Origin of the sequence: Chroococcidiopsis sp. CCNUC1 (assembly GCF_023546805.1) — a bacterium.
GTDB classification, from domain to species: domain Bacteria; phylum Cyanobacteriota; class Cyanobacteriia; order Cyanobacteriales; family Chroococcidiopsidaceae; genus Chroococcidiopsis; species Chroococcidiopsis thermalis.
This window is the reverse complement of sequence record NZ_CP097480.1, coordinates 2,578,064-2,603,342: the sequence shown is the minus strand read 5'-3', so window position 1 is coordinate 2,603,342 and position 25,279 is coordinate 2,578,064. Positions and strand designations below refer to the sequence as shown.

Genomic DNA, 25,279 nt, shown 5'->3' with positions numbered 1-25,279 from the left:
GCTAGACATGGGTAAATTCTGCAAATTTCAAGTTTTGAAAGGCTCCTGTCTCGTCATATGCAATTGTAATCTGTTGCAGATAACTTGAATTAACCAACCAAGTAGCAGCGATTACAATTGGTTTGCCTACCTCAACTTGTCTGGGACAACTTAAAGAAATCTCGTCGGGAAAAAAGAACGATTCGTTCCCTTCTATCTGCCAATTTAAGTTAGCTGGAACTGCCGGAGAAACTTTTAAATCGGGTGTCATCGTAACTGAAGTCCCCGCCCAATTTTCACTCAGACTTCTTTCCGATACTAAATCAAGATTGGTAGACCAATGTTGACTGGGAAAGCCTGTAGAGTCTTCGCGAATACTCAATATTTTAGTTAAGTTAGTACCATCTGTATAAGCCGCGATCGCGCTATGGCGTAAGTTTTTGTGAATGAAAAATAATTCTACTGCAAAAAAAGAGGCAGTTACTAGCTTCTCAGCATGAAAAGCCCCAGCACCTTGAGGAAAAAAAATCGATCTAAGAAATGGCTTTTGTAACTGCCAAGTTTTTTCCTCGATTTTCCCATCGGCATAAATATATCGATTTGTATGTGTAATTTGAGTTTTTTCTAAGTTGGCGCGAAAACTTCTCAAACTTTGAAACGAATCTTTGACCTCTCCTTGAGCAGAATAACTCGTCCAAATTCCATGCCAATCATGTAAATGGTGAGCGCAAAAGTTATTCCAATTTTGTTCTTGAATGTCTATCGGCATAATTAAACTCTTAAATCTTTATCCTCATACAAATACCGCGATCGCCCTACTTCATTCAAGATTTATACCAAAGGCTTAATCATCTTGGCGCTGTTTGTTACCAAAATAGAGATAGCTGCTCGCAATCTGACTAGGAACAAGCTATGACAGAAAAAAATCGTGCTGGCTGGGATGCAGGTAGGTTCATCCGCACTTTAGCCTATTTCGAGGCGATTCCTGGCTGGAGTTGGTTAAAACAGATACTCCCAGGTGTGGCTGACAAACCCGAAAATTATTTATCTGGAGGTAAGCAAGTGGGAGTTATCCTAGTCGCTGGCGCAACGGGTGGTGTAGGTAAGCGAGTCGTACAACGGCTGTTAGAAAGAGGATACCAAGTGCGATCGCTCGTCCGAGATAAAGATAAAGCAAGCTCGATTTTGGGCAACAATGTAGAAACCTATGTCGGCGATATTACCCAACCAGAAACCCTAACACCAGCAATGATGGCAAACGTCCGTGCTGTCATTTGCTGTACGGCGGTGCGGGTGCAACCAGTGGGCGGCGATACCCCAGACAGAGAAAAATACAATCAAGGCGTGAAGTTCTATCAACCCGAAATCGTCGGTGATACTCCAGAACGGGTGGAATATTTGGGGGTAAAAAATTTAGTCCAAGCGGCGGCTCAATATTGGCAACATAACCCAAGTGGTGAAAAAATCGTCTTTGATTTTAGTCAACCAACTCCTCAACTACAACAGATTTGGGGTGCTGTGGATGATGTTGTCATGGGTGGTGTCAGTCAAAGCGAGATCCGCTTTGTGGAAGGGACGGCTTTGTTTACGGGTAATGTTTCTACAGCTAACTCTGGTGGCTTTGCTTCTGTCAGGACAAAAAATTTCACCTCGCCACTAGATTTATCCGGTTACGAAGGCGTGACGCTGCGAGTCAGGGGAGACGGTAAGCGCTACAAGTTTTTCCTGCGCACGGAATCGAGTTGGGATGGAATGGCTTATTCGTATTCTTTTGATACCGTAGCCAATGAGTGGATAACGGTACGAATTCCATTTAACCAATTAACAGCAGTATTTCGGGCAAAAACAATATCAGATGCTCCGGCGATCGATACTAGCAAAATTCGCTCGTTGCAATTAATGTTGAGCAAATTTGAATACAATGGCGAACTCAATCCGCAGTTTTCTGCTGGTGGTTTCGCGTTGCAAGTCGAGTCAATTGGCGCGTATGGTAGTGCAAAACCCCAGTTTATTTTAGTCAGTTCCGCCGGTGTCACTCGTCCCAATCGCCCAGGAATTAACTTAGAGGAAGAACCGCCAGCCGTGCGTTTAAATGACCAATTGGGAGGCATTCTAACTTGGAAATGGCGTGGTGAGGAAGCTGTGAGAGAAAGTGGCGTTCCTTATACAATTATCAGACCGTGCGCCCTGACAGAAGAACCTGAAATACAGCCTTTGGTTTTCGACCAAGGGGATAATATTAAAGGTAAAGTCAGCCGCGATTCAATTGCCGAACTCTGCGTTCGAGTCGTGGAGCAACCCCAGGATGGTAACTTGACTTTTGAAGTCAAAGCCGATCCGAACTACGGTGCTTTTGCTGCTAATTGGCAGAATTTGTTGGCTCGTTTAAAACGCGATTGATAGCGGTTTTCGATTGGGCAAAACACACGATCTGTAGGGGCGCACAGAGAAAGCGCCCCTACAAATGTCACGCACGCAATCGAGAATTGCTATGAGAGTTACGCGCCGGAAGTCCGAGATCTCGATCCCCCCTAACCCCCCTTTTTAAGGGGGGAATTTTATACTTTCTGTGAGATTATCTCTGTTTATTGAGAAAATTTCTTGCCGATTTTTATTAGCCGAGTAGTATTATTGAAAATTAGTTTCAGTAAATTTACTGGCTAAAAAGCGAGTATTTACTTCAAAATCGCGCAAAATCGAATTTTGCATCTCTCTAAAGGAGTAAATCAGCAAGTCACATGATGGTTTGTGAGCGAGGAGTTATTGTGTCAAATTTGCAATTACTATCTGTACTAAGCTTAGTGGGCGCGATCGCCACGTTCGCCCCCGCGATCGCTCAAGCGCAACTTGCATCAGTATCCACTTATACTCAAAACGCGCCCCAAGAGCAGCGTAGCGGTGCAGAGAAGGCAATCGAGGTAACGGGTGTACGACTGAATTCGACTCCTCAAGGGCTAGAACTTATCCTAGAAACGGCAGGCGGGCAGCAATTGCCAGTGGCTACACCCACGGTTGACGATAATAGCTGGATTGCCGATCTTCCTCAAACAAGGCTGGTGTTACCAGAGGGAGATTATCGGGCAGAAAACCCAGCCCAGGGAATCAGTCTCGTTACAGTAACTCAGATTGATGCTAATCGTGTCAGAGTTCAACTCGTGGGAGAGACAGCAGCACCCATAGCAGAAGTTGTACCAAGTCAAAATGGCTTGGTTGTTACCGTTACGCCTGCAACCGCCGCACCAACAGCGCAAACTCCAACAGAAACAGAGACGATTACAGAAGGCGAGCCAGCACAGGAAATTACCGTGACGGCAACGCGGACGGCAGAAGAACCGCAGGACGTACCGCGATCGGTGACGATAATTAACCGCGAACAAATTGAACAACAAACAAGACTGTCCCAAAATGTAGGGGAAATTCTCGGTAAGTTGGTTCCTGGCTTAGCAGTTCCAACTCAAAGCAGCAGTAACTTTGGGCAAACTCTACGGGGGCGCAACATACAAGTTTTAATTGATGGCATTCCGCAATCAACTTCGCGAAATGCTCAGCGCGATTTGCGCACGATCGATCCTTCGGCGATCGAACGAATTGAAGTGGTAAGGGGTCCTTCGGCGATTTATGGTGATGGTGGAACGGGTGGTGTCATCAATATCATCACGCGCACGCCAAGCGAGGAGAGGTTAGCTTCTCAGACTCAAATTGGCATAAGTGGAGCTTTGGGAAATTTATCAGGCGATAGTTTAGGTTATAACCTGCAACATGCGATTTCTGGCACTGAGGATAATCTCGATTTTGCCGTGAGTGGTTCGCTGACGACTACAGGTGGTTTTTTTGATGCCGAGGGCGATCGCATTCCTCCCGATCCGAATGCTCAAGGTGGTTTTTCTGATGCGGAAACACTCAACTTTTTTAGTAAGTTGGGCGTAAATTTAGACGAACAACAGCGTCTCCAGTTGACGTTCAACCACTTCGATGATACTCAAGATACGGACTTTACAACTGACCCCAGCGTCAACTTGTTACCAGGCAGACAAAAAGCTCGCACTCTAGAAGGATTGAACTTAGACGAGCTTCCAGGTACTCGAAACACGCTGCTGAATTTGCAATACAGCCACGAAAACCTGTTGGGCAGCAACGTGCAGGCTCAACTGTACTACCGAGATTATTTAACTGAGTTCTTTCCATTTGACGGTAGAAATTTTAGTAACTTGGGCAACCAGATTTATCAGTCGCGGGTGGAATCGGAAAGGTTTGGCGGACGCTTACAAATTGAAACGCCTTTATTTAACAAAGGGGCAGCGAGATTGTTGTGGGGTGTAGACTACTTTAACGAAGATACCGTGCAACCAGTGACAACCTTCGATCGCGCTGCTTTTGCAGCCAGTGGAGGTTTGGATTTTCTCCCTACAGGCGAACGGACTTGGACACCACCGCTAGAACTCAATAGTTTGGGTTTATTTGCCCAGTTAACCTGGGATGTGAGCGATCGGTTTATCGTCAACGGCGGTGTGCGCTACGAAAATGCTGATGTCAGCGTGGATGACTTCACGACTTTAGCCAATCCCGATACGGTGATTCCTGGGGGCGATCTCAATTTCGATGCGACGCTGTTCAACATTGGTACAGTATTGTTCTTGACAGAAGAGATAAACGTATTTGCGAATTTCGCCCAAGGTTTCTCGCTAGCAGATATCGGCTTAGTTTTAAGAAATGCTCAACCAGGATTCGATGTCGAGTCACTCAATCCAGAACCGCAGCAGGTTGATAGCTATGAAATTGGTGTGCGCGGGCAGTGGGAGACAATCCAAGGGTCTTTATCTGCTTTCTACAATGAGTCAGAGTTAGGTACGACTTTTACCGCACCAGGAACCGTACTGCGCGCCCCAGAACGGATTTATGGTGTAGAAGCTGCTGTAGACGTGCAACCAAGCGATCGCACTTCACTTGGTGGTTCTGTTACTTTACAAGGGGGTGAAATCGATCTGGCTGATGATGGAGAATATACAGCTTTAGATGGCTTTCGGATTCCGCCTTTGAAAGTTGTAGCTTATGTCGAGAATGAAACTTCCCCAGGTTGGCGCAATCGTCTTCAAGCATTATTTTCTGGCGATCGCGATGTGTTTGGTGACAGCATTGCTTTTGGGAGAAGGGAAGTAGAAAGTTACTTGACTGTAGACTACATCAGCAGCATTCAACTGGGAGATGCTGGAACTTTACAAATTGGAGTGGAAAACTTGTTCGACAATCAATATTTCCCAATTGTGTCCCAAATTCAAGCTAACGATTCGGCTTATTCTGCTGCTAGAGGTAGAACTGTGAGCATTAAATATTCGATTGATTGGTAAAAACTCAGGACGTACTAATCTACGCTTCTAGACCCACTTGAGCGATCTAATTTTAGATTTGGGATTTTTGATTCAAGAAAACATCGTAAATCCCAATTTCTAATAAATATTTTTAGCTTTTCTGTATCAATAAAAATTTTGAACTGCTAAGTCAATAGTAATCTAAAAAACTAAAACTCTGTGTTAGCAATACAAAACAATCTGTACTGTTCAGTATTGTTACTTGCTTCTTCCTAACGGCTTATAACTAAATTAACTACTTTTTGGCGCTTTTTCCTCTCTCTAGTTAGAGGAAAATTTTAAGTTAAATTGTGATGAAATACACTATAGCAATCTTAGATGGATCGTGAAATCGATTGTTCGTGTAGAGACGTTACATGTAACATCTCTACACGAGGAAGAACGTGTATAAATCATTTTCTAGAAATAATTGTTTTCTTTTGTATTCAAATAAACACAGCAAACTACATCAAAATCTCTCATAAGTATTAGTGAGATCGTCTATAAGACTGAAATTAACTGGTCAACAACTTGTGGCGATCGCAGCTATGATAAAGTACTTATGTACTTCGATCGAGCGAGGAAAAGTATGTTCGACGTAGGAGAGTATGTAGTTCATCAGAATACGGGACATACAGGTAGGGTAATTGGCTACGGACACCAAATACTCAACGGCGTTTACGTAACAACACTTAAAGTACTAGTGCATGATGCTGAAATTATTGGTAGGCGGGGAGCCATAGAAGAAGATTTATATTCAGCATGGATTGGGTATCATATTTCAAACAATTCTCTTTTTTAAAATTAGTTAGTGAATAGGGTGGGCAATGCCCACCTTAAGACAAGCATTTGTTATTCGTGAAAAAGGGAATATTTCTATAGACAGTTGATAAATATTATTTGAGATTAAATTGCCATAAACAGATATTGCTAAAGATTCAAGTTCTATTTTTGACTCGGTAATTATTGTTGTAATGGATACAAGTATTTCATAGTGCTTTTCACTCTTTAGCCGGTTGCTAGACAAAGCGCTCTTGCTCTATTGTTCACCTAGCAATCTATGCAAGCAGAACCATGACAGATATTAAACAATTTTTCATGTCTCACTTAAGTAGCTTGCAAGGACAAGTAAACAATGAAAACGATCTAATAGCATCTTGGGGTAGTGGTTGGCAAAAACTTAATTTAGATCAAAAAAAACTGGTAAGTGAAATCTTTCACAAGCCAGTTTGCCTGACGATTAAGTTTGTTCAGGTAGAGAATCTACTGGATAATCTGAAAATTGAACCCGAAACAACTAGTTTGATTAATCGAAAAACTGGGGCTATTTGGTCGCTGACTTTGAAGCAAAAAAGACTAACAATAGACGTACCTAACTTTAGCTTTCCAATTTATTCTTGTAGTCCGACTCAATTTAAACCAATCGATCCAGACATGAAAATAGACATTGAATTTGATGAAGATTACCAAAATAAGAACTTACTGATGCACTTGTATGCTAAAGGTGAAAAGCGGGCTACTTTTGAAGCTCTTTAAAAGTGAGTAGTGAGTAGTTGCAGAATCTCTATAGTTGTTGTTGCAGTGCTTGGCGCATAATCTCTACAGGAACGGGTTGTTGTAACCAGATTTTTAAAGCAGCCGCGCCTTGTTGCACTAGCATTTCCAAGCCATCAATAGTCCTTGCACCTTGTTGCTGTGCCTGTTGTAGAAATAACGTTGGACGAGGAGTATAAATTAAATCGTAGGCGATCGCACCTTGTTTTAATACTGCCATCTCACTTAGACTCAAAGGCGATCGATCGACATGAGGATACATACCGATGGGCGTTGTATTTACCAGTAAATCGGCACGGGCAATTAAATCCGGTAGCTTATCCCAAGTATAGACTTGCAAGTTAGCTTGAACTTGAGAATTACTCCAACTCGTGTAAAACTCCTGTAACTTTACCTCATTACGCCCTACGACACAAATTTCCGCACAACCTAGCTGAGAACAACCCGCCACTACAGCCCTAGCTGCACCGCCATTACCGAGAATGACTGCTGTTTGTGGGTAATTGGTAATTGGTAATTGGTAGTTGGTGTTTGGTGAGTCAGTTTCTACTTTTGACTCTTGACTTTTGACTTTTGACTTTTCTAAAAGCGGTGCGAGAAATCCTTCCACGTCAGTATTAGTTCCCGTCCACCCTTCATCTGTGCGCCAGACAGTATTGACTGCGCCTACTGCTTGCGCTACGGGAGAGACTTCTGATAGAAAGGGCAAAATTGCCTGCTTGTGAGGAATGGTGGCGTTAAAACCGACTAAGCCAATCGCTGCAAAACCTTGGAGTGCAACAGCTAAATCTTCCGGTTTTACGGGTAAGGGGAGATAGACATAATCTAATCCTAAATGGGCGATCGCGGCATTGTGCATCGCGGGTGAAAGGGAATGTTCCACCGGATGTCCAATTACGCCAAGTAGTTTTGTTTTACCTGTAATCATCAAGAAAGTGAGTCGTGAGTAGGGAAATCACCAACAACTAACTACCAATTACCAATTCCCTCTAAATTAAAATTAGTAATGTTACTTAACATTACTAAATCGTGCAAACAACAACAGCTGCTACAACCTCGGTTCCTGGTAAGTATTGGCAGTGGCGCGGGCATTCGATTTACTATGTCAAGGCGGGAACGCCCCATCCTCAGCGCCCACCTTTACTATTAGTACATGGATTTGGTGCTTCTACCGACCACTGGCGCAAAAATATTGCCGAACTGCAAAAGGATTTTCAAGTCTACGCGATCGATCTGATTGGTTTCGGACGCTCCGCTAAAGCTAAACTGCAATATAGCGGTGACTTGTGGCGCGACCAACTGCATGATTTTATCACCGAAGTTATCGAACAGCCTGCGGTACTGGCGGGTAATTCATTAGGTGGATATGCGAGTTTGTGCGTTGCTGCCCAGCGTCCAGATGCCGCAGCAGGGTTAGTATTATTGAATAGTGCCGGTCCTTTTAGCGAAGAACAGCCTAGCGTTGAATCAGAATCAGTGCAAACTGAAGTTCAACCACCACGCCAGCCGGACTTATGGCAAAAATTCTTCGGAGATGTAACCAAGTGGACTTTTCAGCAGCCTTGGGCGCGGTTTCTGTTATTTCAGTACATTCGCCAACCGTGGGTAATTCGGCAAACTTTAGAAAAAGTCTATCTTGATAAAAGTGCCATTACAGACCAATTAGTAGAAGATATTTATCGTCCGGCGTGCGATCCTGGTGCAGTAGATGTGTTTGCCTCGGTTTTCAGCACTCCTCAAGGGGAAAAAGTTGATATATTGCTACAACAATTGACTTGCCCGTTACTGTTATTGTGGGGTGAGGGCGACCCGTGGATGAATGCCAGAGGGCGAAGTCCAAAGTTTCGTCAATATTATCCACAATTGCGAGAATACTTCTTGAAAGCAGGTCATTGTCCTCATGATGAAGTTCCCGAACAGGTGAATTCATTGCTGCGGGAGTGGATATTATCGATTTCTACGTGAATTTGGTAATTGGTAATATTTTTTAGGGTGCGTTGATTAATGCACCCTACCAATTTTGAATTTTGTGCATTACCCTTCAGCACAGATAGTAAACAATTTAGCAAAATCTTATTAATTCTTCAAATAAACTGGACGATCGCTCATTTTCTGCTCCATATTAAGTGCATTATCGAGAGTAGGAATTAGGGCTTTGAAATACGATATTCGCTACAAACCAGCCTTTGCTGCTATTTTCGTCACGCTCGATCCTGGGGAGAGTATTACTGCTGAAGCTGGGGCAATGACGAGTATGGATGCGCAGTTATCAATCCAAACTAAATTTTCTGGTGGTTTAATTCCTGCCTTACTGAAAAAGTTTTTGGGTGGCGAATCATTATTCGTTAATACTTTTACCAATCGGACTCAACAATCCCTTAGATTAGTTTTAACTCAATCCACAATTGGCGATATTGGCAGACTTGATTTGAGTCAGGGAGATATTTGCTTGCAACCAGGGGCATTTGTCGCCCATAGTGCAGGGGTGAAAATGGGCTTACAATGGGCAGGAATTAAAAGTTGGTTGGCAGGCGAAGGATTATTTAAACTGAAACTCAGTGGTAGTGGTAGGGCATTTTTTGGCTGCTATGGCGGGATTACAAAAAAGCAGATTCAAGGAGAATTTATTGTCGATAGCGGACATTTAGTTGCCTACGAACCAAAAATTAAAATGAGCATTGGATTAGCTGGTGGCTTAGTTGGTTCCGTCACCTCTGGCGAAGGATTAGTCAATCGTCTTGCTGGTACGGGCGATATTTATTTACAATCTCGCAGTATTGATGGATTAGTTAGATATTTGCGATCGCAAGTTAAGTAGTCAGTTGTCATTGTCATTTGTGAGTAGCTAATTTTGACTTTTAACTTTTAACTTTTGACTTCTATGAACATAGATATCTTACATCAACCCGATAGCGCGATCGCTCATATTAGGATGAGGGCTGGCGAGGAGTTAGTGGCGGAAGCAGGCAGTATGATTGCTATGAGTAGTTATATCAATGCTAGTACTACCCTCAGACAAGGAAAAAATGGTGGAATCTGGGGCGGACTTAAACGAATGATGGCGGGAGAGTCTTTATTTTTGAGTATATTTCGTTCTCCCACACATGACGGTGAAGTCTTTTTAGCCCTAAATTAATGGGCGATATTTTGATTTATCAAATGTCATCAGCTGGGCTAGTTGTTCAAGCAAGTTCTTATTTAGCTAGTGAAGCAAATGTTGATATTAACGTCGGGTTTCAAGGCTTTAGATCGTTCTTTTCAGGAGAATCAATTTTTTGGTTGGACATAGGCGGTTCCGGTCAGATTATTTTGACATCTTTTGGAGCAATTTACGAAATTCTTGTTGATGGCGAGTATATCGTTGACACTGGGCATATTGTTGCTTTTGAAAAAAGTTTAAATTTTAGCATTACAAAAGTTGGCTCTAGTTTAATTGGAGCATTTTTAGGTGGAGAAGGATTAGCCTGTCGCTTTCAAGGTAAAGGCAGATTATTTTGCCAAACTCACAATGCTAATGCTTTCGGTCAAATAGTTGGCTCGCAATTACCTGCAAAATGAGGGAATCAGTTATCAGTGTAGAGACATTACATGTAACGTCTCTACAAATTTACCAATTATCAATTACTAATTACCAATTATGAATATCACTTATAAAATCGAACATTCTCCTGCTTATGCTTCTTTGCAACTCGATTTGAGGGCAAATGAAACTGTACTAGTCGAATCTGGGGCAATGGCGGCGATGGACTCTTGGATAAAAATGAAGTCCAAAATGAAAGGGGGATTGATGAAAGGAATAGGCAGAATGGTAGGAGGGGAGTCTTTATTTATGAGCGAATTTACCGCTGAAGGACGAGCCGGACAGCTACTGCTTTCCCCTGGAGTGCCAGGAGATATTCAGCATTATTATCTAGATAGTAACGGTTTAATGCTGCAATCTTCGGGATTTGTGGCTGCTAGCCCTACAGTTGAAATCGACCCTTCATTTCAAGGATTTAGAGGTTTTTTTAGCGGTGAGTCTTTATTTTTGTTACGAGTTACTGGTAAGGGCGATCTTTGGTTTAGCTCCTATGGTGCAATTATTGAGATTCCTGTAGAAGGCGATTATGTGGTGGATACGGGCTACGTGGTTGCTTTTGAAGATTCACTCAGTTACCACGTAGAGATGATTGGTGGTCTATCATTTAAGAATCTGAGAACGGGAATTTTAGGCGGGGAAGGATTGGTTTGTCGCTTCCGAGGGAAAGGAAAGCTTTGGATTCAATCTCGTCAGATGTATAATTTACTCAATTTTTTAGACGCTTTTCGTCCCACTAAGAGTAGTGATTGAATTTAAGGGAGTAGTTATCAGTGACCAGTGACCAGTGACCAGTGACCAGTTAACAATCCACTACACCTCACACCCCACACCCTATTTACTACTAGCCACTAGCCACTAGCCACTAGCCACTCTTAATGAATTATAAATTTTGTTCCCAACAAGACTGATGGTGTTATGCTAAATGCCAAAATCGATAGATCTTCGGTTAGGCAAGCTCAGCCAAATTAATTGCGATCGCGAATGAATCCAGCAGAAATAGAAACCCGTCCAGGTGAAAGATATTTAAAATTTTATCTGGCAGAACAAATTCCTGCTATTTTGGCAATGGAGTACGTGCAAGAGGTATTAATGATACCGGCACGGAGAATCACCCCTATGCCCAATATGCCTGAGTGTGTAGTCGGTTTGCTGAACCACCGCAATCGGGTATTGTGGGTAGTCGATTTGGCTCAGATCCTCAGCTTGCAGCCGCTCGACCATAATATCTCGCAACATAACGTCATTTTAATTCAAGCCCAGCAAATGACTTTGGGGTTACTCGTACCAGAAGTCAACGGCGTAAAATACTTTACTCCAGACTTGGTTCAATCCTCAAAAGAGCTGGTAACATCAGCATTAATTCCTTTCCTTCATGGCTGTATCGTCCAGGAACAAGAGTTAATACTCGTAGTCAATGCAGAAGCAATTTTACTTGCCCCCGCTCTGTACAGGAAATAGCTTTGATGTTGAAATGATTGGTGTTTGGCGGAATTGCTCTTACTGGAGACGCTGAGTTTATGAATATACGCTCTAAGAAAGAACCGAGGCAAGACGCGGCAGGAGAAGATCGCAAAACTGGTATGAATCGTCAAGCAGATCGCAGTCAAGAGCCGGAGTCTGGTTTAACCAAAAGTCATACTAACCCGCTGACGATCGCTGCCGGACAAACTACAGTGCCTCACGGCGTTAACTCAGTCAAGCGTCCTCCCTCCAAGTCGCGTTCGTGGTGGTGGCAGCGGATCGGCTTGAGAGCCAAAGCTACGCTTGGGGCGATCGCGGTTAGCACGATGCCGATCGTTCTTTTAGGAGCAACCGCCTATCACCTCACCAGTAGTAATATTACTCAGAATATCAGACAGCAACAGCAAGTGCGAGTTGCATCTTTCGCCGATCGCTTAGATCGATTTTTAATCGGACGCTACCAGGACGTACAAACCCTGGCAAGTATGACGCTATTCAATCGCCCTTATATTCGGCGATCGCTACCAGAAGCAGAAAGACAAGCATTTTTAGACCAATACATTAAGAACGGTCAAGGCTACGACAGTATCATCCTGCTAGATCTGGACGGCGATGTCGTGATGCAATCGTCTGGAGATGTCATTCAAAACTACAACAAAATCGACTACTTTCAGGCAGCCCTGAAGGGCGATCGCCCAGTCATTACGCCGCCGCGTAAATCTATCGCTACGGGACAGTACTCGATTTTTACCGCTGCACCAGTCAAAGATCCCGATACGGGACAAACAATTGGCGTAGTCCGTACCCGCACTCCTGTAGCGTATTTCGATCGCAGCGTGCAACAGCAAGATCGGCAGCTGACCAAAAATATTCCTGGCTTGCAGATTGAGGAGTTCCTGGCTTTCAACGAGCGCGGTACGATCTTCATCGCCCCAGCATCGTATCCCGAATACTTGGGTAAAGATGTCAAAGCAATTTTTCCCCAGGCAGTTACGCAACTGCAAAAATCGTCAACCCTGGGTAGTACATACGATATCAATCGCCAGCAACAACAAGAATATTTGCTATCTTATGCGCCGTTACCAGCAATTAAAGAATTAGCCAAACTGAACTGGGGAGTGGCGATCGCTCAGCCTAGTGACGAACTGTTTGCCGACATTCGCGGCGGATTGCTGCTCACTTTTATGGGAGCAACGGGATTGACCACATTACTAGCAGCGGCAATCGCGACAATTCTAGTCAACCGCGCCCTGCGCCCGATCGTCACCGTTTCTCGCGCCGTGCGCAAACTAGGACAAGGCAAACTTGACACTCGCGTTCCGGTGACAGGCGAAGATGAAGTCGGGGTGTTAGCAGCAAATATTAACCGCATGGCGGAACAACTGCAAACCCAACTCGAACAACAGCAAAGCACTGTCGAAAGAGCAAATTTACTCACCGATCTAACCTTGCAAATTCGGCAGTCGCTTAACTTTCAAGATATTTTAGTTACTGCTGTGCGGGAAGTACGGCGCGTCCTGAAAACAGAGCGCGTTGTGGTTTATTGCTTCGATCCTGACTGGCAGGGAAAAATTATTGCCGAGTCAGTAGCCCCTGGTTGGCAACAGTTAGTCGGGCAAACAATAGATGATAGCTGCTTTCGGGAAGGTTACGCCCAACAGTATCGCGAAGGTAGGGTACGGGCGATCGACAATATTTATCAAGCCGGACTGGCAGCTTGTCATGTCAAACAGTTAGAAAAATTTGAAGTCAAGGCTACGTTGGTTGCGCCGCTGATTCGCGATCGCGAATTGTTAGGATTACTCATTGCCCATCAATGTTCTAAATCGCGGATCTGGCAGCAAGCGGATATCGATTTATTTACCCAGTTAGCAACTCAAATTGGCTTTGCCCTCGATCAAGCTCATCTTTTAGAACAGGTAGAAGCCTCTCGCCAAAAAGCTGAAACGATTTCCCTCGACCAAAGACAACAAAAAGAAATTTTGCAGCAAAAACTCGTACAGTTGCTAGCCCAAATTGAAGGCACGGCAAGGGGAGATTTGACAGTCAGGGCAAACACAACCACTGGAGAAATCGGCACGGTAGCAGAATTTTTCAACGCCATTATCGAAAGCCTCAGACAATTAGTCGTGCAGGTGAAAAAAGCGGCAACACAAGTGAATATTTCGGTAGACGAAAACGCAGGCGCAATCCGCCAACTCGCCGATGAAGCACTCAAACAAGCCCAGGATATCGATCGCACCCTAGACTCAGTACAGCGCATGACTCATTCGATTCAAGCTGTAGCAGCTAGCGCCGATCGCGCCGCCGAAGTTGCTAGCATTGCTTTTAGCACGGCAGAGACTGGTGGCAAAGCAATGGATCGCACGGTACAGAGTATTTTGAGTTTGCGGGATACAGTGACAACAACCGCAATGCAAGCCAAGCAGTTAGGCGAATCGACTCAACAGATCTCGAAAGTCGTATCTTTAATCAATCACATTGCCCTGCAAACTAATGTTTTAGCCATTAATGCTAGCATCGAAGCCGGACGCGCCGGAGAAGCCGGACGGGGATTTACTGTCGTGGCAGAAGAAATCGGGCAACTCGCCGCCAAATCAGCCGCAGCCACGCAGGAAATCGAACAAATTGTCGAGAATATTCAAATGGAAACGAGCCATGTCGTGCGGACGATGGAAATAGGCAACCAGCAGGCGATCGCAGGCGCGAATTTTGTGGAAGATTCCAAACAAAGTTTGGGACGAATTTTAGAAGAATCGCATCAAATTTATCAATTGGTGCAATCGATTTCGCGTGCCACGATTTCCCAAGTCGAGACAGCACAAATGGTTACGGAATTGATGCAAGAAATTGCTGGTGTATCGGCAGGATCTTCCGAATACTCCCGTCAAATCTCCAATTCCCTACAACGCACCGTAGAAGTTGCCCAACAACTGCAAGTTTCAGTTGGCAAGTTTAAAGTTGGCGACGAAATGCGGGAATTGGGCAGGAAGAAAGCTGAAATAGTTGACGAGGATGAGACAGTTAAGGGAGAAGAGAGCTGGGGAGGATAAGGGAGACAAGGGAGACAAGGGAGACAAGGGAGACAAGGGAGAAGTCAAAATTTACCTCTTGCCTCTTACCAACAACCAACAACCATCAACTATCAACCATCAACCATCAACCATCAACCATCAACTAACCACTCCTCACCAAAATGTCTCAGGATAAAGAACGTGAAATTCAGCTCCAGTTTTTAGAAGAAGCCCAAGACCATTTGGATGCGATCGAGTCAAAGCTAATTGGAGTTAGCAGTCGTGTAGAACTGACACGGCAAGAAGTTGATGCGATGCTGCGATCGGCACACTCGATTAAGGGTGGAGCGGCAATGATGGAATTTTCAACTCTGAGTCATTTAGCTCATCGCCTGGAAAACTTTTTTAAAGTCATTAGAACTCAGAAGCAAATTCAGCCAGAAGTAGAAAGGTTGCTGTTGAGCGCTGTGGATTGTTTGCGCCACGTCGTCACGACAAATCGCCAGACAAACGTTGTGGACGAGCAATGGCAGACAAGTCAAGTTCAACCGCTATTCGAGCAGTTGCAACAAATACTGGGAGAACCAAGGGAAGAACAGGAAACAGTTACACCTCTGTCACCGCAGCAGGGATTAGAAACGATCCAAATGCTGTTTGAATCGGAAGTTGATGCTTATTTGCAGCAGCTAGAGACGATTTTGGCGCAAGAGGATAAGTCTAATTTGGGCGCAGAAGTTGTGACGATCGCCCAAGATTTAAGCGATCTGGGGGAAGTGCTAGAGCTACCAGAGTTTAACAGTTTGTGTACCTCCGTAAAACAGCTATTAGCAACTCAACCCGCACGGGAGGAAGAGATCGCCCAGGCAGCTTTGCAGGCGTGGCGGCGATCGCAAGCCGCAATTATGGCGGGACAATTACAGGGTTTACCCTCGACGCTCAATTTAGATGGTGTTGTAGAGGAAGTTGTCTCAAGTCCAAGTACTGCCGATCCTGCACCCGTTTCAGATGCTAGTCCTGCCAGATTATCATCTCCGCTCGATCTCGCGCCGCCAGCCGAACTGAAGGAGACGCAGGAAAATACCGTTAGAGTTCCGCTCAAACAGCTAGAGCAACTCAACGATCTGTTTGGGGAGTTGACCATAGAACGCAGCGGACTCGACTTACAAATAGAGAGGTTGCGGAACTCCGTCAAAATTCTGGAACGGAAAGTGCGATCGCTGCAACAATCCCATCACCGTCGTCGGACTGCGACACTGCCACCATCTCCATTTCCATCGGCTTTACCCACGACATCATCTTTTCTATCGGAAGTTGCCTTTTCTCCTGACAGCAGCCAATTGCAGCCGAACACAACCCCGCGATCGCCTCAGCCAACGCCCTCAATAGATAGTGGTAATAATCTAGATGAGGCAGCAGACGAAGCTTCGACAGAAGTAATGGCAAACCTGGTGCAATTGCAAGAAGTGAGCGGAGACATCGATCTGTGCTTGCAGGAAACAGAGCAAATTGTTGGCGACCTCAACCGCACGGCAAAACAACTGCAATTTTGCATCAACCAACTGCGAATGCGTCCGTTTGCCGATCTGGTCGGGCGGTTTCCTAGAGCCTTGCGAGAATTGGCTTTACAGCACGGTAAAAATGTCGAACTCAAAATTCAAGGCGGCGATACCCCGATCGATCGCAGTATTTTAGAAGCCCTGGGCAACCCGCTGATGCATTTATTGCGTAATGCCTTCGATCATGGTATAGAAGACCCTGAAACTCGCAAAGCTAGCGGTAAGCCGGAACAAGGTACGATTTCAATTGAAGCAGCATATCGGGGCAATCAAGCCCTGATTACCTTCAAAGACGACGGACGGGGGATTGCCCTCGATAAAGTCAGACAGCGGGCGCAACATCTAGGACTCGATCGGGAGGCGATCGCCAATGCTAGCGATGAAGAAGTTTTAACCCTGATCTTCGAGCCTGGTTTTAGTACTGCCGATGAAGTCACTTCCTTGTCCGGTCGCGGTGTCGGGATGGATGTCGTCCGCACGAACCTGCGCCAAGTGCGCGGTGACATTAAAGTAGAAACCAAAGCAGGAGTGGGTACGACATTTACGATCGGCGTTCCCCTCACTTTATCGGTGGCACGGGTGCTATTGGTGGAAAGTCGGGGGATACTACTGGCTTTTCCTACCACGGCGATCGAAGAAATGCTCCTGCTCGATGTAGAACAAATATCTACAATCGAAGACAAACCACAACTGCACTGGAAAGAATACTCAGTCCCGCTGATTTATCTGGGCGATTGGCTGAAATTTCGTCGCCTGCAAAACGCTAACGAAGAAAGAACTCAGCCCCTGATGAGCGCACCAACAGTATTATTAATTGCTAATGGTAGCGATTGGGTTGGTTTGCAAGTAGACCGTTGTTGGGGCGAACAGGAAGTTGCCATCCGTCCGGTCGAAGGTAACATTCCCATGCCTCCTGGCTTCAACGGTTGTACGATTTTAGGCGATGGTAAAGTCGTTCCCTTAATTAACACCCCAGAGTTACTTTACTGGATTGCCACTAGCCAACACCCTGCCAGCTTAGAGCCAGAGGATCGCCATCGTGCAGCGGCAGAACTACAAAACCAACGCCCGACAATTTTAGTCGTCGATGACTCGATTAACGTCCGCCGCCTCTTATCTTTGACGCTAGAAAAAGCAGGATATCGAGTCGAACAAGGCAAAGACGGACTGGATGCTTTAGAAAAGTTGATGAGTGGTGCTCAAATTGCTGCCGTAGTTTGCGATATTGACATGCCTCGGCTCGATGGGTACGGTTTCTTAGCTAGGGTGAAATCCAATCCAGCTTTCCAACAGTTACCCATTGTCATGTTGACCTCTCGCAGTGGCATTAAAGAACGTCAACTGGCTTTAAACTTGGGTGCAACCGCCTTTTTCTGTAAGCCTTATGACAAGCAGCAATTGTCAGAAACGCTGGAGCGTTTGATAAATGGGGGGGAGAAGAGAGCTGAGGAAGCAATTCAAAATTTAAAATTCAAAATTCAAAATTCAAATTTTCCCGACTTCTGTACGGGTGGGTTTTGGAAGAAGAGCGCTCGTCAAAGCCTGTAAATCCTTTGCCAAACCCGCCCCTACCTGTACGGGCGGGTTTTGGACAAAGATTTATTGTCACTAGCCGTGAATATAGCAATCCTATTTGATTCATGAACGTGGAGCAGGCTTCTAGCCTGTCGCAGGCTAGAAGCCTACTTTACAAATCATTTAGAACTGCTATATATCCCTCTTCTGTCAGAGTGGGGTGAAACCTTGATTTTTCGTTGGCTGAAACAACGTAAATGCGTCAAATTTTTCAAGGACAGACCAACCTCTGTCAATTAAGTGAGAACTTGGTTGATAAGTTGACTGGTTGATTTGGGAACCCCGTACCGTCATCTTTGATGCGGTGTCGGGAGGATGTCAGACCAAAGCAGAATTAATCGATCGCGAACGACAGTTCCACGAGGTGCAGCCAGAAGGCATTATTCTCAAGTTTGGTACGGTTGTGGGTTTTGTCGTCGGGGTAATTATTCTCTATCAAGTGCTTTATTCTGATGTCAAAATTTGCATACCTAAAATTCTCCCTTGTCCTCTTTATCGCTTTCTGCTCGACTCCCGACTCCCGACTCCCGCCAAAAGCCGCTCGATTTGCCGATTTATTTCATTTAATTCAAACCGTTGACTGGCTGAAATTTGGGCTTGATGGGCGATCGCACTAGCCATTTCAGACTGCTGGCGACAAGTATTGATAATTTCTGCTAATTTCTGAGCATCTCCTGGTGGTACGAGCCAACCTGTTTTTCCCGTCTCTACCAGTTCCACTGCACCCCCAGCTTGGCTGGCTACGACTGGACGACCGCAAAGCATAGCTTCGACAATCACGCGCCCGAATGGTTCCGCCGCAATTGATGTGTGGGCAACTAAGTCACAGGCTGTCATTAATGACACGACATCGCTACGAAAGCCTAAAAATTGCACTCTTTGTTCTAGTCCTAACTCGGCAACTTGCTGGTGTAATTGTTGCTTGTAGTCCTGTTCGCCAAATAAAGCATCTCCAACAAATATTGCTGTCACTTCTGGCGGACACTGCGTCAGTGCTTCTAGAAGCACGTGCTGTCCTTTCCACGGTGCGAGTCGGCTGAAATGTCCGACAACAAACTTGCCTTCTAGCCCCAATTCTTGCCTTGTCTGAGCTACGGAATTTTCCTGTCGATACAACTGGGGGGCAAATCCGTTGTAGACAACACGAACGAGTTTGGGATTTCCCCCGGCGGCGAGGAAAGCTTTTTGACTTGCCTGGGAGTTAGCAATGACTAACGAGGCACGATTTGCCAAAGTTACAGCTAAACGCAGGTTAGTGCGGCTAAAATGCTCGGTTGAGAGAATGTCATGTAGGTGATATACCAAAGGGCGGCGACTGAGGAGGGATGCGATCGCTCCTACCACCAGTGCTTTTTGCGTATTGGCGTAGATGATGTCATACTCGCGGGCAATTTTGGCAACGCGGGTAATCAAAGGCAGCAACTGACCCAGGCTACTCGCGCCTTGAAGTAAACCACTGTCTTTACTCACTTGTAGCGATCGCCCAGTTAGCACCTGCACGGGAATTTCGTGCTGTTGGAGTAAATCTTTAAACCCACCATCGGCGAACAAACCAACTAAACAGCGATCGCGATATGGTTTAGCAATATCCAACAGACAAAGCTCCGCCCCTCCTGGCTTGCCACTTTGATCGAGGAATAGGATTTTCATACGAATTGGTAATGGGTAGTTGGTAATTGGTAGTTGGTTGTTAATTACCATCAACTATCAACCATCAACTATTAACCATTTCCCCAAACTTTTTTCAGCTCAACTCCTTGTTCTCTAGAGTAGGCTCCATAGCCATAAGAAACGTTACTCACGCCATTTGCCACCACTCCAATCACGTTAAGCTTTCTCAGCATAGCGTTGGCTTGTACTAACTCTGTCTTCTTCACCATGCCAACGCGAGAAACTAGCACGACACCAGTACAGCAAGAAGCGGCAATCATCGCATCTACCATACCCAGTAAAGGTGGAGCATCGAGTAAAATCAAATCGTAATTTTGCTCGAATCCTGCCATCAACTCTCGCATTCTTTGCGAGCTGAGTAGGTTGGCTGGGTCTTCTGGCTGTGGTCCAGCAGTCAAAATGTCTATGTAGGAGCCAGAAGACTGAATTGCATTATGAATCGGCAGCGTGGCATCGCTGCTCAACAAGGTAGACAGTCCGTAATCGTTGGGTAAATTCAGGATTTGATGTAAACTCGGACGGCGCAAGTCGGTATCGATCAACAACACACGCTGGTGCAGCCGTGCCGCACTTAAAGCTAGACCCAAGGCTAAAGTAGATTTACCCTCACCTGCTACGGCGGAAGTTACCACCAAAGATTTGAATGCAGCCATTTCGTTCATCAACTGGAGATTGCGATAAATCAAAGTCCAGCGATTCCCATGATGGGGCCAATTTCGTACTTGTACCGTCCAGGGCGACAGATGCAGCGGCTTGCCAAAAGGCAAACTGACTTCTGGTTGTGCCACTCTGCCTCTGGGCAATTCTGGAGTCATGCCCAACAATGGTAGCTCGAATTGTCTCTCCAAGTCTTCGGAACTGTGGACGGAATCATCGACGGCATCGCGCAAGAAGGCGGCTAAACTACCCAGCATCAACCCCGCAACTAGACCCAACAACAAGTTCAGCTTCAAGTTGGGACCAACTTTCAATCCTAGACGTGGTTCTTCCAAAGCTTGCCAGTCAAATCCACCTCTAGCAATTTCTAAACTTAATTCTTGCTGCGCTCTCAACAGCTGCTGGAGTTTATCGCGGTTAATTTGGACGAAGGGAACTAGACGGTTGTATTCTGCCAATAGCACTGGGAAGCGCTTGAGATCGCTACGTAGCTTCTGCTGTGTTTGCGCTAGACTGTTATCCCGCGCCCGCATCGCATTCATGTTTGTCTGTACTTCGATCAATTGACCTGCAAGGTTGAGGTCGAGCGCTCCTAATTGTCCTTGCTGGAGAATACCATCTGCCGCATTACCAGCTGCTGCTGCTTGGGATGCTTGTCCCTCACCCAGAACTCGTCCGCCTTCCTGCTTCATCATGCTCAGCAGGTTTTGCCGTTGTTCGAGTAATTTTTTCACGTTAGGGTCTTCATCCGTGAAGACAACCCGCCGCTGTGATAGGGCGAGTTCCGTTCTCTGCAACTCGTTGAGTAGGGTTTGATAGCGCGATGATTGGCTCAAGCGGGAAGCAACTAGCGCTTGTTGGGGAGAACGAGCGAGTTGCTGTTGCAGTTGACCGTAGCGTGCTTGCAAGTCATTATACTGGGCGCGGATGACTTCGCGTTCCTGCGCGATCGCATTTAACGAGTTATTGACTGTCGCCGCTTGTTGCTCTGGATCGATCAGGTTATTATTTTTGCGAAACTCTTCTAATTTATTCTCTGCTTGATCGACTGTTTTAGTCACGGCAGGGATTTGTTCGTTAATAAACTTCAAACCCTTTTTCAACCGCTGCTCTTGTTGTTCGCGATTATAAATTTGATAAACTGTATGGACGGCTTTCAGGACTTTTTGTGCTTTAATCGGATCGTTTGCTGTATAAGTCGCCTCGACAATCTTGGTATTGGCTTTTTCTTCAACAACTTGTTTTAGTACTAAGTTTTTCTTCACCTCCGCCACTGTAAGCGTAGGATATTCGGAGCGGAGAATATCGACTGCCCTTTGAATCAGCAGCGAACTACGCATGACGTTAATTTGCGTAGCATAGTCGTCAATCGTGACTCCAGAATCAGCATACTGCTCGCCTTGTCTCGGGGTCGTGCCATCTTTCTTCCCCTGATAATTCGGCTCGATCAGTAACTGCATCTCGCTCTGATATGTAGGCTTGGAGATTAAGGTAAACACAGTGGCAATTGTCAACACCGCTCCCATAACCCCCAGCAGCCAGTAGCGACGGCGCATCAAAACTGCTAACAACTGCCCGTAACCACCGTCTGATTCTTCGACGGTCATGGGCATATTACTTTCATTTACTCTAACCATGCCTAGCACTCCAAACAGTCTACAACGATCCTAATGAACTTATGCAATGCTACTCACCGTATCGGCGATCGCCCGTTCAACTTTGCTAAAAAACGCTTGTTCTGAAAAATGACTCAGGGCGTGATGGCGAATTTTGCCGTAATCCCACTGAATTTCTTTGGCAGCAAGCAAAGCATTTTGGATTGCATCTGGCGATTGTCTGTAAAAGAATACTCCTGTATGTCCTGGAATTTGAGTATCTATGACTCCTCCCGCGCCATAGGCAATCACGGGCGTACCGCTGGCATTTGCTTCTACTGGTACTAGCCCATAATCTTCTAAAGCCGCAACAACAACAGAGCAAGCTTTTGACATCAAATATTTTCGTTCGGCATCGCTGACATGTCCTAAAAATCTGACGTTCTTCAGCGCTTTTGACTCTAGCCGTTGGCGTTCTGGTCCATCGCCAATGATGACTAAAGGTAATCCCAGCCAGTTAAATGCTTCCACAATTACGTCAATTCGTTTGTAACTGATTAGACGAGCTGAAGCTAAATAAAAATTTTCCTTGTCATTAGAAAAAGTAAAGTTACCGCTATTAATTGGGTAGTTAATCACCAGTGCTGGTTTGCTATAGTGCTGGTTAATTCGCCGAGCTACGATACTAGAGTTAGCGATATAAAGGTCGGGTTCTTGAGCATAAATTCGGTCAACCTCTCGCATTTTGCGAAAGATCATTTCAATTAACGGATAGAAATAATGATAGTCCCCATACTCTCTCAAGTAAGTTTTTGTATCCCACAAAAACCGAGTCACGTTATGGCAAAAGCAAATGTGTTGCGCTCCCTTCCTCTTCTTCACAGCTTTAGCAAAGCTACTGCTGCTACTAATAATGAGGTCGTAATCCTGCAAATCCAGAGAGCGAAAAGCAGGGAAATAGAGAGGAGCCAGCATTCGGAAATATTTTGCTGCACCTGGGATTTTTTGTAATCCTGTCGTGTGAACTATACGGTTACCTAAATCGACAGTTTGTTCGGGATCGTATACAGAAGTAAAGATGTCTGCCTCGGGATAGCGTTGACAAAGCAGTTCAAAAACTCGCTCTGCGCCACCTCTTTGCGTTAGATAATCGTGAACTAGGGCTATCTTCATGAAAAAATAATAGAAGTTTATTTAGTAGAGTCAAACTTTAGGAACAGGCATTATTACAATTCATCTGTTGAATCCGCGAACGTACAAATCACTATGTCTCCAGAGATAGTACTTGTTGGTAGGCGCTGGCATTTGCGTAGATACACTGAAAATATAGGTAAACAGAAATTATTATACTCAACTTGTTATCGAGAACCGATGGAATCGCATACCTAGCTGAGAAAATTTACCTAAACTTTAAATAATTGAGCAATGGAAGCACTAGCAAAAAATGAATCTTATTCGAGGGAGAATCGCAGTTCGCGTTCTGCATTCAATTGGACTTGACGCATTCACAGAGGAATTAGTTGCATTGAATACAGGATTCACAACGTATTGGCAGAATTACTGAAACTAAAATCGGGGTTCATGCTTTGCTCATATTTTTCGGTCAATCCAAATCGAATCTATAAGTTGGGTAGAATCGTTGACATCAAGCGAACTCAACTGAGGTAACAGTTCGTGCCGAGTTGGAAAAGCCAGTAAATTATGACTTTCCGTATGCTAGGATGAGAAACTAAACTTTAAATCAAATTCGCAATCGGCAAGAGTTTAGCCTTGACCAATCGATTATAGGTCTAGTTCTAGGCAATGTTTTGAAAATAGTTTGGAATCAGCTTGCCTATTCTTTAGAAGTTACTTCAGGCTGTAAATTATTCCCTCCGTGTTGCTTGGCATAGACTGTTCTACTATGGCAACAAGCAGAGCTTCAGGCGTTATTTCATGCATCTCATGCATCGCTGCTTATGTCTCAGCCACTTTCGGATCGTTTCGCGATCGCCTCAGCCCAAAAATTACTGAAAGCTTTCAGTTGTTTGGAAGTTAAACCGGTAGAATCGGCAGCAGAAGCCGCCCAGTTGCAACAAGCATTAGTACTACTAAGCACGCAAGCAGATTTCGTCAACTTCGGAATTTGTGCCGACACGCCAGAGCAGGGGCTAGCAGCATTAGCATCCTATGCCAAAGCTTTAGGATATACAGTCGCCATCGCTCCTCATGATTTAGCTGCGGCGATCGCTCCAGTATATATTAAATTTAACGGTCAAAGACAGACGTACTACCTCGACTCCTACACGGGTACGTATCGCGGCGTGCTGGTATCCTATCATTCATTGGTAGAAGAATCAGTCAACGGTACTTACGGTTATTTACCGTTGGATTTGTTTCAGTGACCAGTTATCAGTTATCAGTAAGAGCGTGAAGGGTGGTAATGGGTAATAGGTAATGGGTAATGGGTAATGGGTAGTTGGTGGTTGACAGTTCTTGCTCCCTTGCCCCTCTGCTCCCTTGCCCCTCTGCATCCTTGTCTCCCTTGTCTCCCTTCGCCCCCTAATCCCCACTCCCTTCGGTCGTGGGGAAGAGCGAGTTCCCCCTTGTCTCCCTTGTCCCCTCTACAATGGGTAAATACCGATACATTTTGTTTAATAAACCCTACGGGGTGTTGAGCCAGTTTAGCGATGGCGATCGCGCTGGCGCAAAAGAGCGGCGCACGCTCAAAGATTACATTCCCATTCCCAAAGTTTATCCTGTCGGTCGCCTCGACTGGGATAGCGAGGGGTTGATGCTACTAACCGATCGCGGACAACTTCAACATCGACTTGCCGATCCTAAATTTGGACATAGCCGCACTTATTGGGCGCAAGTAGAACGAATTCCAAATGCATCAGCGATTCAGCAGTTAGAACAAGGAGTGATAATTGAGAATTATCGAACTCGACCAGCCAAAGTTAAACTGCTAGAACCCGAACCAACCTTACCACCAAGAAATCCGCCAATTCGCGATCGCAAAAGCGTGCCTACAGCATGGTTAGAACTAGTCTTGACAGAAGGTAAAAACCGCCAGGTAAGGCGAATGACAGCGAAAGTAGGATTTCCCACCTTACGCTTAATAAGAGTGGCGATCGCTCACCTACACATAGGCGATCTGCCACCCGGTCAATGGCGCGATTTGACTTCTCAGGAACTGGAACTACTTTTAAAAAGTGTAGGGTGTAGGGTGTAGGGACAAGGAGGACAAGAAGACTTGGGGAATTTAGATATATTCTTCTCATTCTGGCTCCTGATTCCTGACTCCTTGACT

At 45.2% G+C, this 25,279-nt stretch carries 20 protein-coding genes and 1 pseudogene; 15 read left to right on the top strand and 6 right to left on the bottom strand.

The window, feature by feature from the left end:
• Position 1 precedes the first annotated feature (1 nt).
• Positions 2–748 (bottom strand): DUF3598 family protein, encoded by a 747-nt coding sequence (locus M5J74_RS12150; RefSeq protein WP_250016800.1) that lies wholly within the window; start codon positions 746–748, stop codon positions 2–4.
• 143 nt (positions 749–891) lie between these two features.
• Here M5J74_RS12150 and M5J74_RS12145 point away from each other — a divergent pair, with 143 nt between their 5' ends.
• The 4 genes from M5J74_RS12145 (at position 892) to M5J74_RS12130 (ending at position 6,860) form a co-directional block, all read left to right on the top strand.
• Complete coding sequence (locus M5J74_RS12145) at positions 892–2,379, top strand: CIA30 family protein (protein WP_250016798.1); 1,488 nt, start codon at positions 892–894, stop codon at positions 2,377–2,379.
• 365 nt (positions 2,380–2,744) lie between these two features.
• Positions 2,745–5,324 carry a TonB-dependent receptor domain-containing protein gene (locus M5J74_RS12140; RefSeq protein ID WP_305883637.1) on the top strand — a complete coding sequence of 860 codons (2,580 nt, stop codon included), beginning with the start codon at positions 2,745–2,747 and terminating at the stop codon, positions 5,322–5,324.
• A gap of 589 nt (positions 5,325–5,913) precedes the next feature.
• Positions 5,914–6,126 carry a hypothetical protein gene (locus M5J74_RS12135; protein ID WP_106217216.1) on the top strand — a complete coding sequence of 71 codons (213 nt, stop codon included), beginning with the start codon at positions 5,914–5,916 and terminating at the stop codon, positions 6,124–6,126.
• Positions 6,127–6,398: 272 nt separating this feature from the next.
• Entirely contained in the window at positions 6,399–6,860 is a 462-nt protein-coding gene (locus tag M5J74_RS12130) for a hypothetical protein (RefSeq protein WP_250016797.1), read from the top strand.
• A gap of 28 nt (positions 6,861–6,888) precedes the next feature.
• Here the strand turns inward: M5J74_RS12130 and M5J74_RS12125 are convergent, their stop codons facing one another.
• Positions 6,889–7,806 carry a shikimate dehydrogenase gene (locus M5J74_RS12125; protein ID WP_250016795.1) on the bottom strand — a complete coding sequence of 306 codons (918 nt, stop codon included), beginning with the start codon at positions 7,804–7,806 and terminating at the stop codon, positions 6,889–6,891.
• 101 nt (positions 7,807–7,907) lie between these two features.
• Between M5J74_RS12125 and M5J74_RS12120 the strand changes: the two genes are divergently transcribed.
• The 9 genes and pseudogenes from M5J74_RS12120 to M5J74_RS12075 all read left to right on the top strand — a co-directional run bounded on the left by M5J74_RS12120 (position 7,908) and on the right by M5J74_RS12075 (position 18,644).
• A complete protein-coding gene (locus M5J74_RS12120; protein WP_015154349.1) occupies positions 7,908–8,843 on the top strand; it encodes an alpha/beta fold hydrolase in 936 nt (311 codons plus the stop codon).
• 190 nt (positions 8,844–9,033) lie between these two features.
• Positions 9,034–9,696, top strand: a complete 663-nt coding sequence (locus tag M5J74_RS12115) for a TIGR00266 family protein (protein ID WP_015154348.1) — start codon at positions 9,034–9,036, stop codon at positions 9,694–9,696.
• A gap of 63 nt (positions 9,697–9,759) precedes the next feature.
• Positions 9,760–10,436 (top strand): annotated as a pseudogene (locus tag M5J74_RS33405) (TIGR00266 family protein).
• 79 nt (positions 10,437–10,515) lie between these two features.
• The gene (locus M5J74_RS12100) at positions 10,516–11,208 is read left to right on the top strand and encodes a TIGR00266 family protein (protein ID WP_250016790.1); all 693 of its coding nucleotides are present in this window, start codon (positions 10,516–10,518) and stop codon (positions 11,206–11,208) included.
• A 231-nt stretch (positions 11,209–11,439) separates the two neighbouring features.
• A complete protein-coding gene (locus M5J74_RS12095) occupies positions 11,440–11,916 on the top strand; it encodes a chemotaxis protein CheW (protein WP_106217206.1) in 477 nt (158 codons plus the stop codon).
• 59 nt (positions 11,917–11,975) lie between these two features.
• Positions 11,976–14,972, top strand: coding sequence for a methyl-accepting chemotaxis protein (locus M5J74_RS12090; RefSeq protein WP_250016788.1), 2,997 nt, complete (start codon positions 11,976–11,978; stop codon positions 14,970–14,972).
• A complete protein-coding gene (locus M5J74_RS12085; RefSeq protein WP_250016787.1) occupies positions 14,935–15,129 on the top strand; it encodes a hypothetical protein in 195 nt (64 codons plus the stop codon). Before M5J74_RS12090 ends, M5J74_RS12085 begins: the two co-directional genes overlap by 38 nt.
• Positions 15,116–18,037, top strand: a complete 2,922-nt coding sequence (locus M5J74_RS12080; RefSeq protein WP_250016785.1) for a response regulator — start codon at positions 15,116–15,118, stop codon at positions 18,035–18,037. Before M5J74_RS12085 ends, M5J74_RS12080 begins: the two co-directional genes overlap by 14 nt.
• Before the next feature lie 295 nt (positions 18,038–18,332).
• Entirely contained in the window at positions 18,333–18,644 is a 312-nt protein-coding gene (locus tag M5J74_RS12075; RefSeq protein ID WP_250016783.1) for a hypothetical protein, read from the top strand.
• Here the strand turns inward: M5J74_RS12075 and M5J74_RS12070 are convergent.
• The 3 genes from M5J74_RS12070 to M5J74_RS12060 form a co-directional block, all read right to left on the bottom strand.
• Positions 18,557–19,714 (bottom strand): glycosyltransferase, encoded by a 1,158-nt coding sequence (locus M5J74_RS12070; RefSeq protein WP_371934031.1) that lies wholly within the window; start codon positions 19,712–19,714, stop codon positions 18,557–18,559. The genes M5J74_RS12075 and M5J74_RS12070 overlap by 88 nt on opposite strands.
• A 71-nt stretch (positions 19,715–19,785) precedes the next feature.
• Positions 19,786–22,029 (bottom strand): GumC family protein, encoded by a 2,244-nt coding sequence (locus M5J74_RS12065; protein WP_250016779.1) that lies wholly within the window; start codon positions 22,027–22,029, stop codon positions 19,786–19,788.
• A gap of 39 nt (positions 22,030–22,068) precedes the next feature.
• Complete coding sequence (locus tag M5J74_RS12060; protein ID WP_015154339.1) at positions 22,069–23,160, bottom strand: glycosyltransferase; 1,092 nt, start codon at positions 23,158–23,160, stop codon at positions 22,069–22,071.
• Between the two features lie 785 nt (positions 23,161–23,945).
• On the opposite strand from M5J74_RS12060, the gene M5J74_RS12055 reads away from it, so the two are divergent.
• On the top strand, positions 23,946–24,371 hold the full coding sequence (locus M5J74_RS12055) for a DUF1824 family protein (RefSeq protein ID WP_250016778.1): 426 nt from the start codon (positions 23,946–23,948) through the stop codon (positions 24,369–24,371).
• On the opposite strand, the gene M5J74_RS12050 is transcribed toward M5J74_RS12055, so the two are convergent.
• Complete coding sequence (locus M5J74_RS12050; protein ID WP_250016777.1) at positions 24,348–24,539, bottom strand: hypothetical protein; 192 nt, start codon at positions 24,537–24,539, stop codon at positions 24,348–24,350. The two genes, M5J74_RS12055 and M5J74_RS12050, sit on opposite strands and share 24 nt — an antisense overlap.
• A gap of 56 nt (positions 24,540–24,595) precedes the next feature.
• On the opposite strand from M5J74_RS12050, the gene M5J74_RS12045 reads away from it, so the two are divergent.
• A complete protein-coding gene (locus M5J74_RS12045; RefSeq protein ID WP_250016776.1) occupies positions 24,596–25,201 on the top strand; it encodes a pseudouridine synthase in 606 nt (201 codons plus the stop codon).
• Positions 25,202–25,279: the final 78 nt, after the last annotated feature.

What these genes read in the sequence shown, in the direction of transcription:
- M5J74_RS12150 (WP_250016800.1), bottom strand. Translation starts at nt 748, where the DNA reads ATGCCGATAGACATTCAAGAACAAAATTGGAATAACTTTTGCGCTCAC.
- M5J74_RS12145 (WP_250016798.1), top strand. Translation starts at nt 892, where the DNA reads ATGACAGAAAAAAATCGTGCTGGCTGGGATGCAGGTAGGTTCATCCGC.
- M5J74_RS12135 (WP_106217216.1), top strand. Translation starts at nt 5,914, where the DNA reads ATGTTCGACGTAGGAGAGTATGTAGTTCATCAGAATACGGGACATACA.
- M5J74_RS12130 (WP_250016797.1), top strand. Translation starts at nt 6,399, where the DNA reads ATGACAGATATTAAACAATTTTTCATGTCTCACTTAAGTAGCTTGCAA.
- M5J74_RS12125 (WP_250016795.1), bottom strand. Translation starts at nt 7,806, where the DNA reads ATGATTACAGGTAAAACAAAACTACTTGGCGTAATTGGACATCCGGTG.
- M5J74_RS12100 (WP_250016790.1), top strand. Translation starts at nt 10,516, where the DNA reads ATGAATATCACTTATAAAATCGAACATTCTCCTGCTTATGCTTCTTTG.
- M5J74_RS12095 (WP_106217206.1), top strand. Translation starts at nt 11,440, where the DNA reads ATGAATCCAGCAGAAATAGAAACCCGTCCAGGTGAAAGATATTTAAAA.
- M5J74_RS12090 (WP_250016788.1), top strand. Translation starts at nt 11,976, where the DNA reads ATGAATATACGCTCTAAGAAAGAACCGAGGCAAGACGCGGCAGGAGAA.
- M5J74_RS12085 (WP_250016787.1), top strand. Translation starts at nt 14,935, where the DNA reads ATGAGACAGTTAAGGGAGAAGAGAGCTGGGGAGGATAAGGGAGACAAG.
- M5J74_RS12080 (WP_250016785.1), top strand. Translation starts at nt 15,116, where the DNA reads ATGTCTCAGGATAAAGAACGTGAAATTCAGCTCCAGTTTTTAGAAGAA.
- M5J74_RS12070 (WP_371934031.1), bottom strand. Translation starts at nt 19,714, where the DNA reads ATGAAAATCCTATTCCTCGATCAAAGTGGCAAGCCAGGAGGGGCGGAG.
- M5J74_RS12065 (WP_250016779.1), bottom strand. Translation starts at nt 22,029, where the DNA reads ATGGTTAGAGTAAATGAAAGTAATATGCCCATGACCGTCGAAGAATCA.
- M5J74_RS12060 (WP_015154339.1), bottom strand. Translation starts at nt 23,160, where the DNA reads ATGAAGATAGCCCTAGTTCACGATTATCTAACGCAAAGAGGTGGCGCA.
- M5J74_RS12055 (WP_250016778.1), top strand. Translation starts at nt 23,946, where the DNA reads ATGTCTCAGCCACTTTCGGATCGTTTCGCGATCGCCTCAGCCCAAAAA.
- M5J74_RS12045 (WP_250016776.1), top strand. Translation starts at nt 24,596, where the DNA reads ATGGGTAAATACCGATACATTTTGTTTAATAAACCCTACGGGGTGTTG.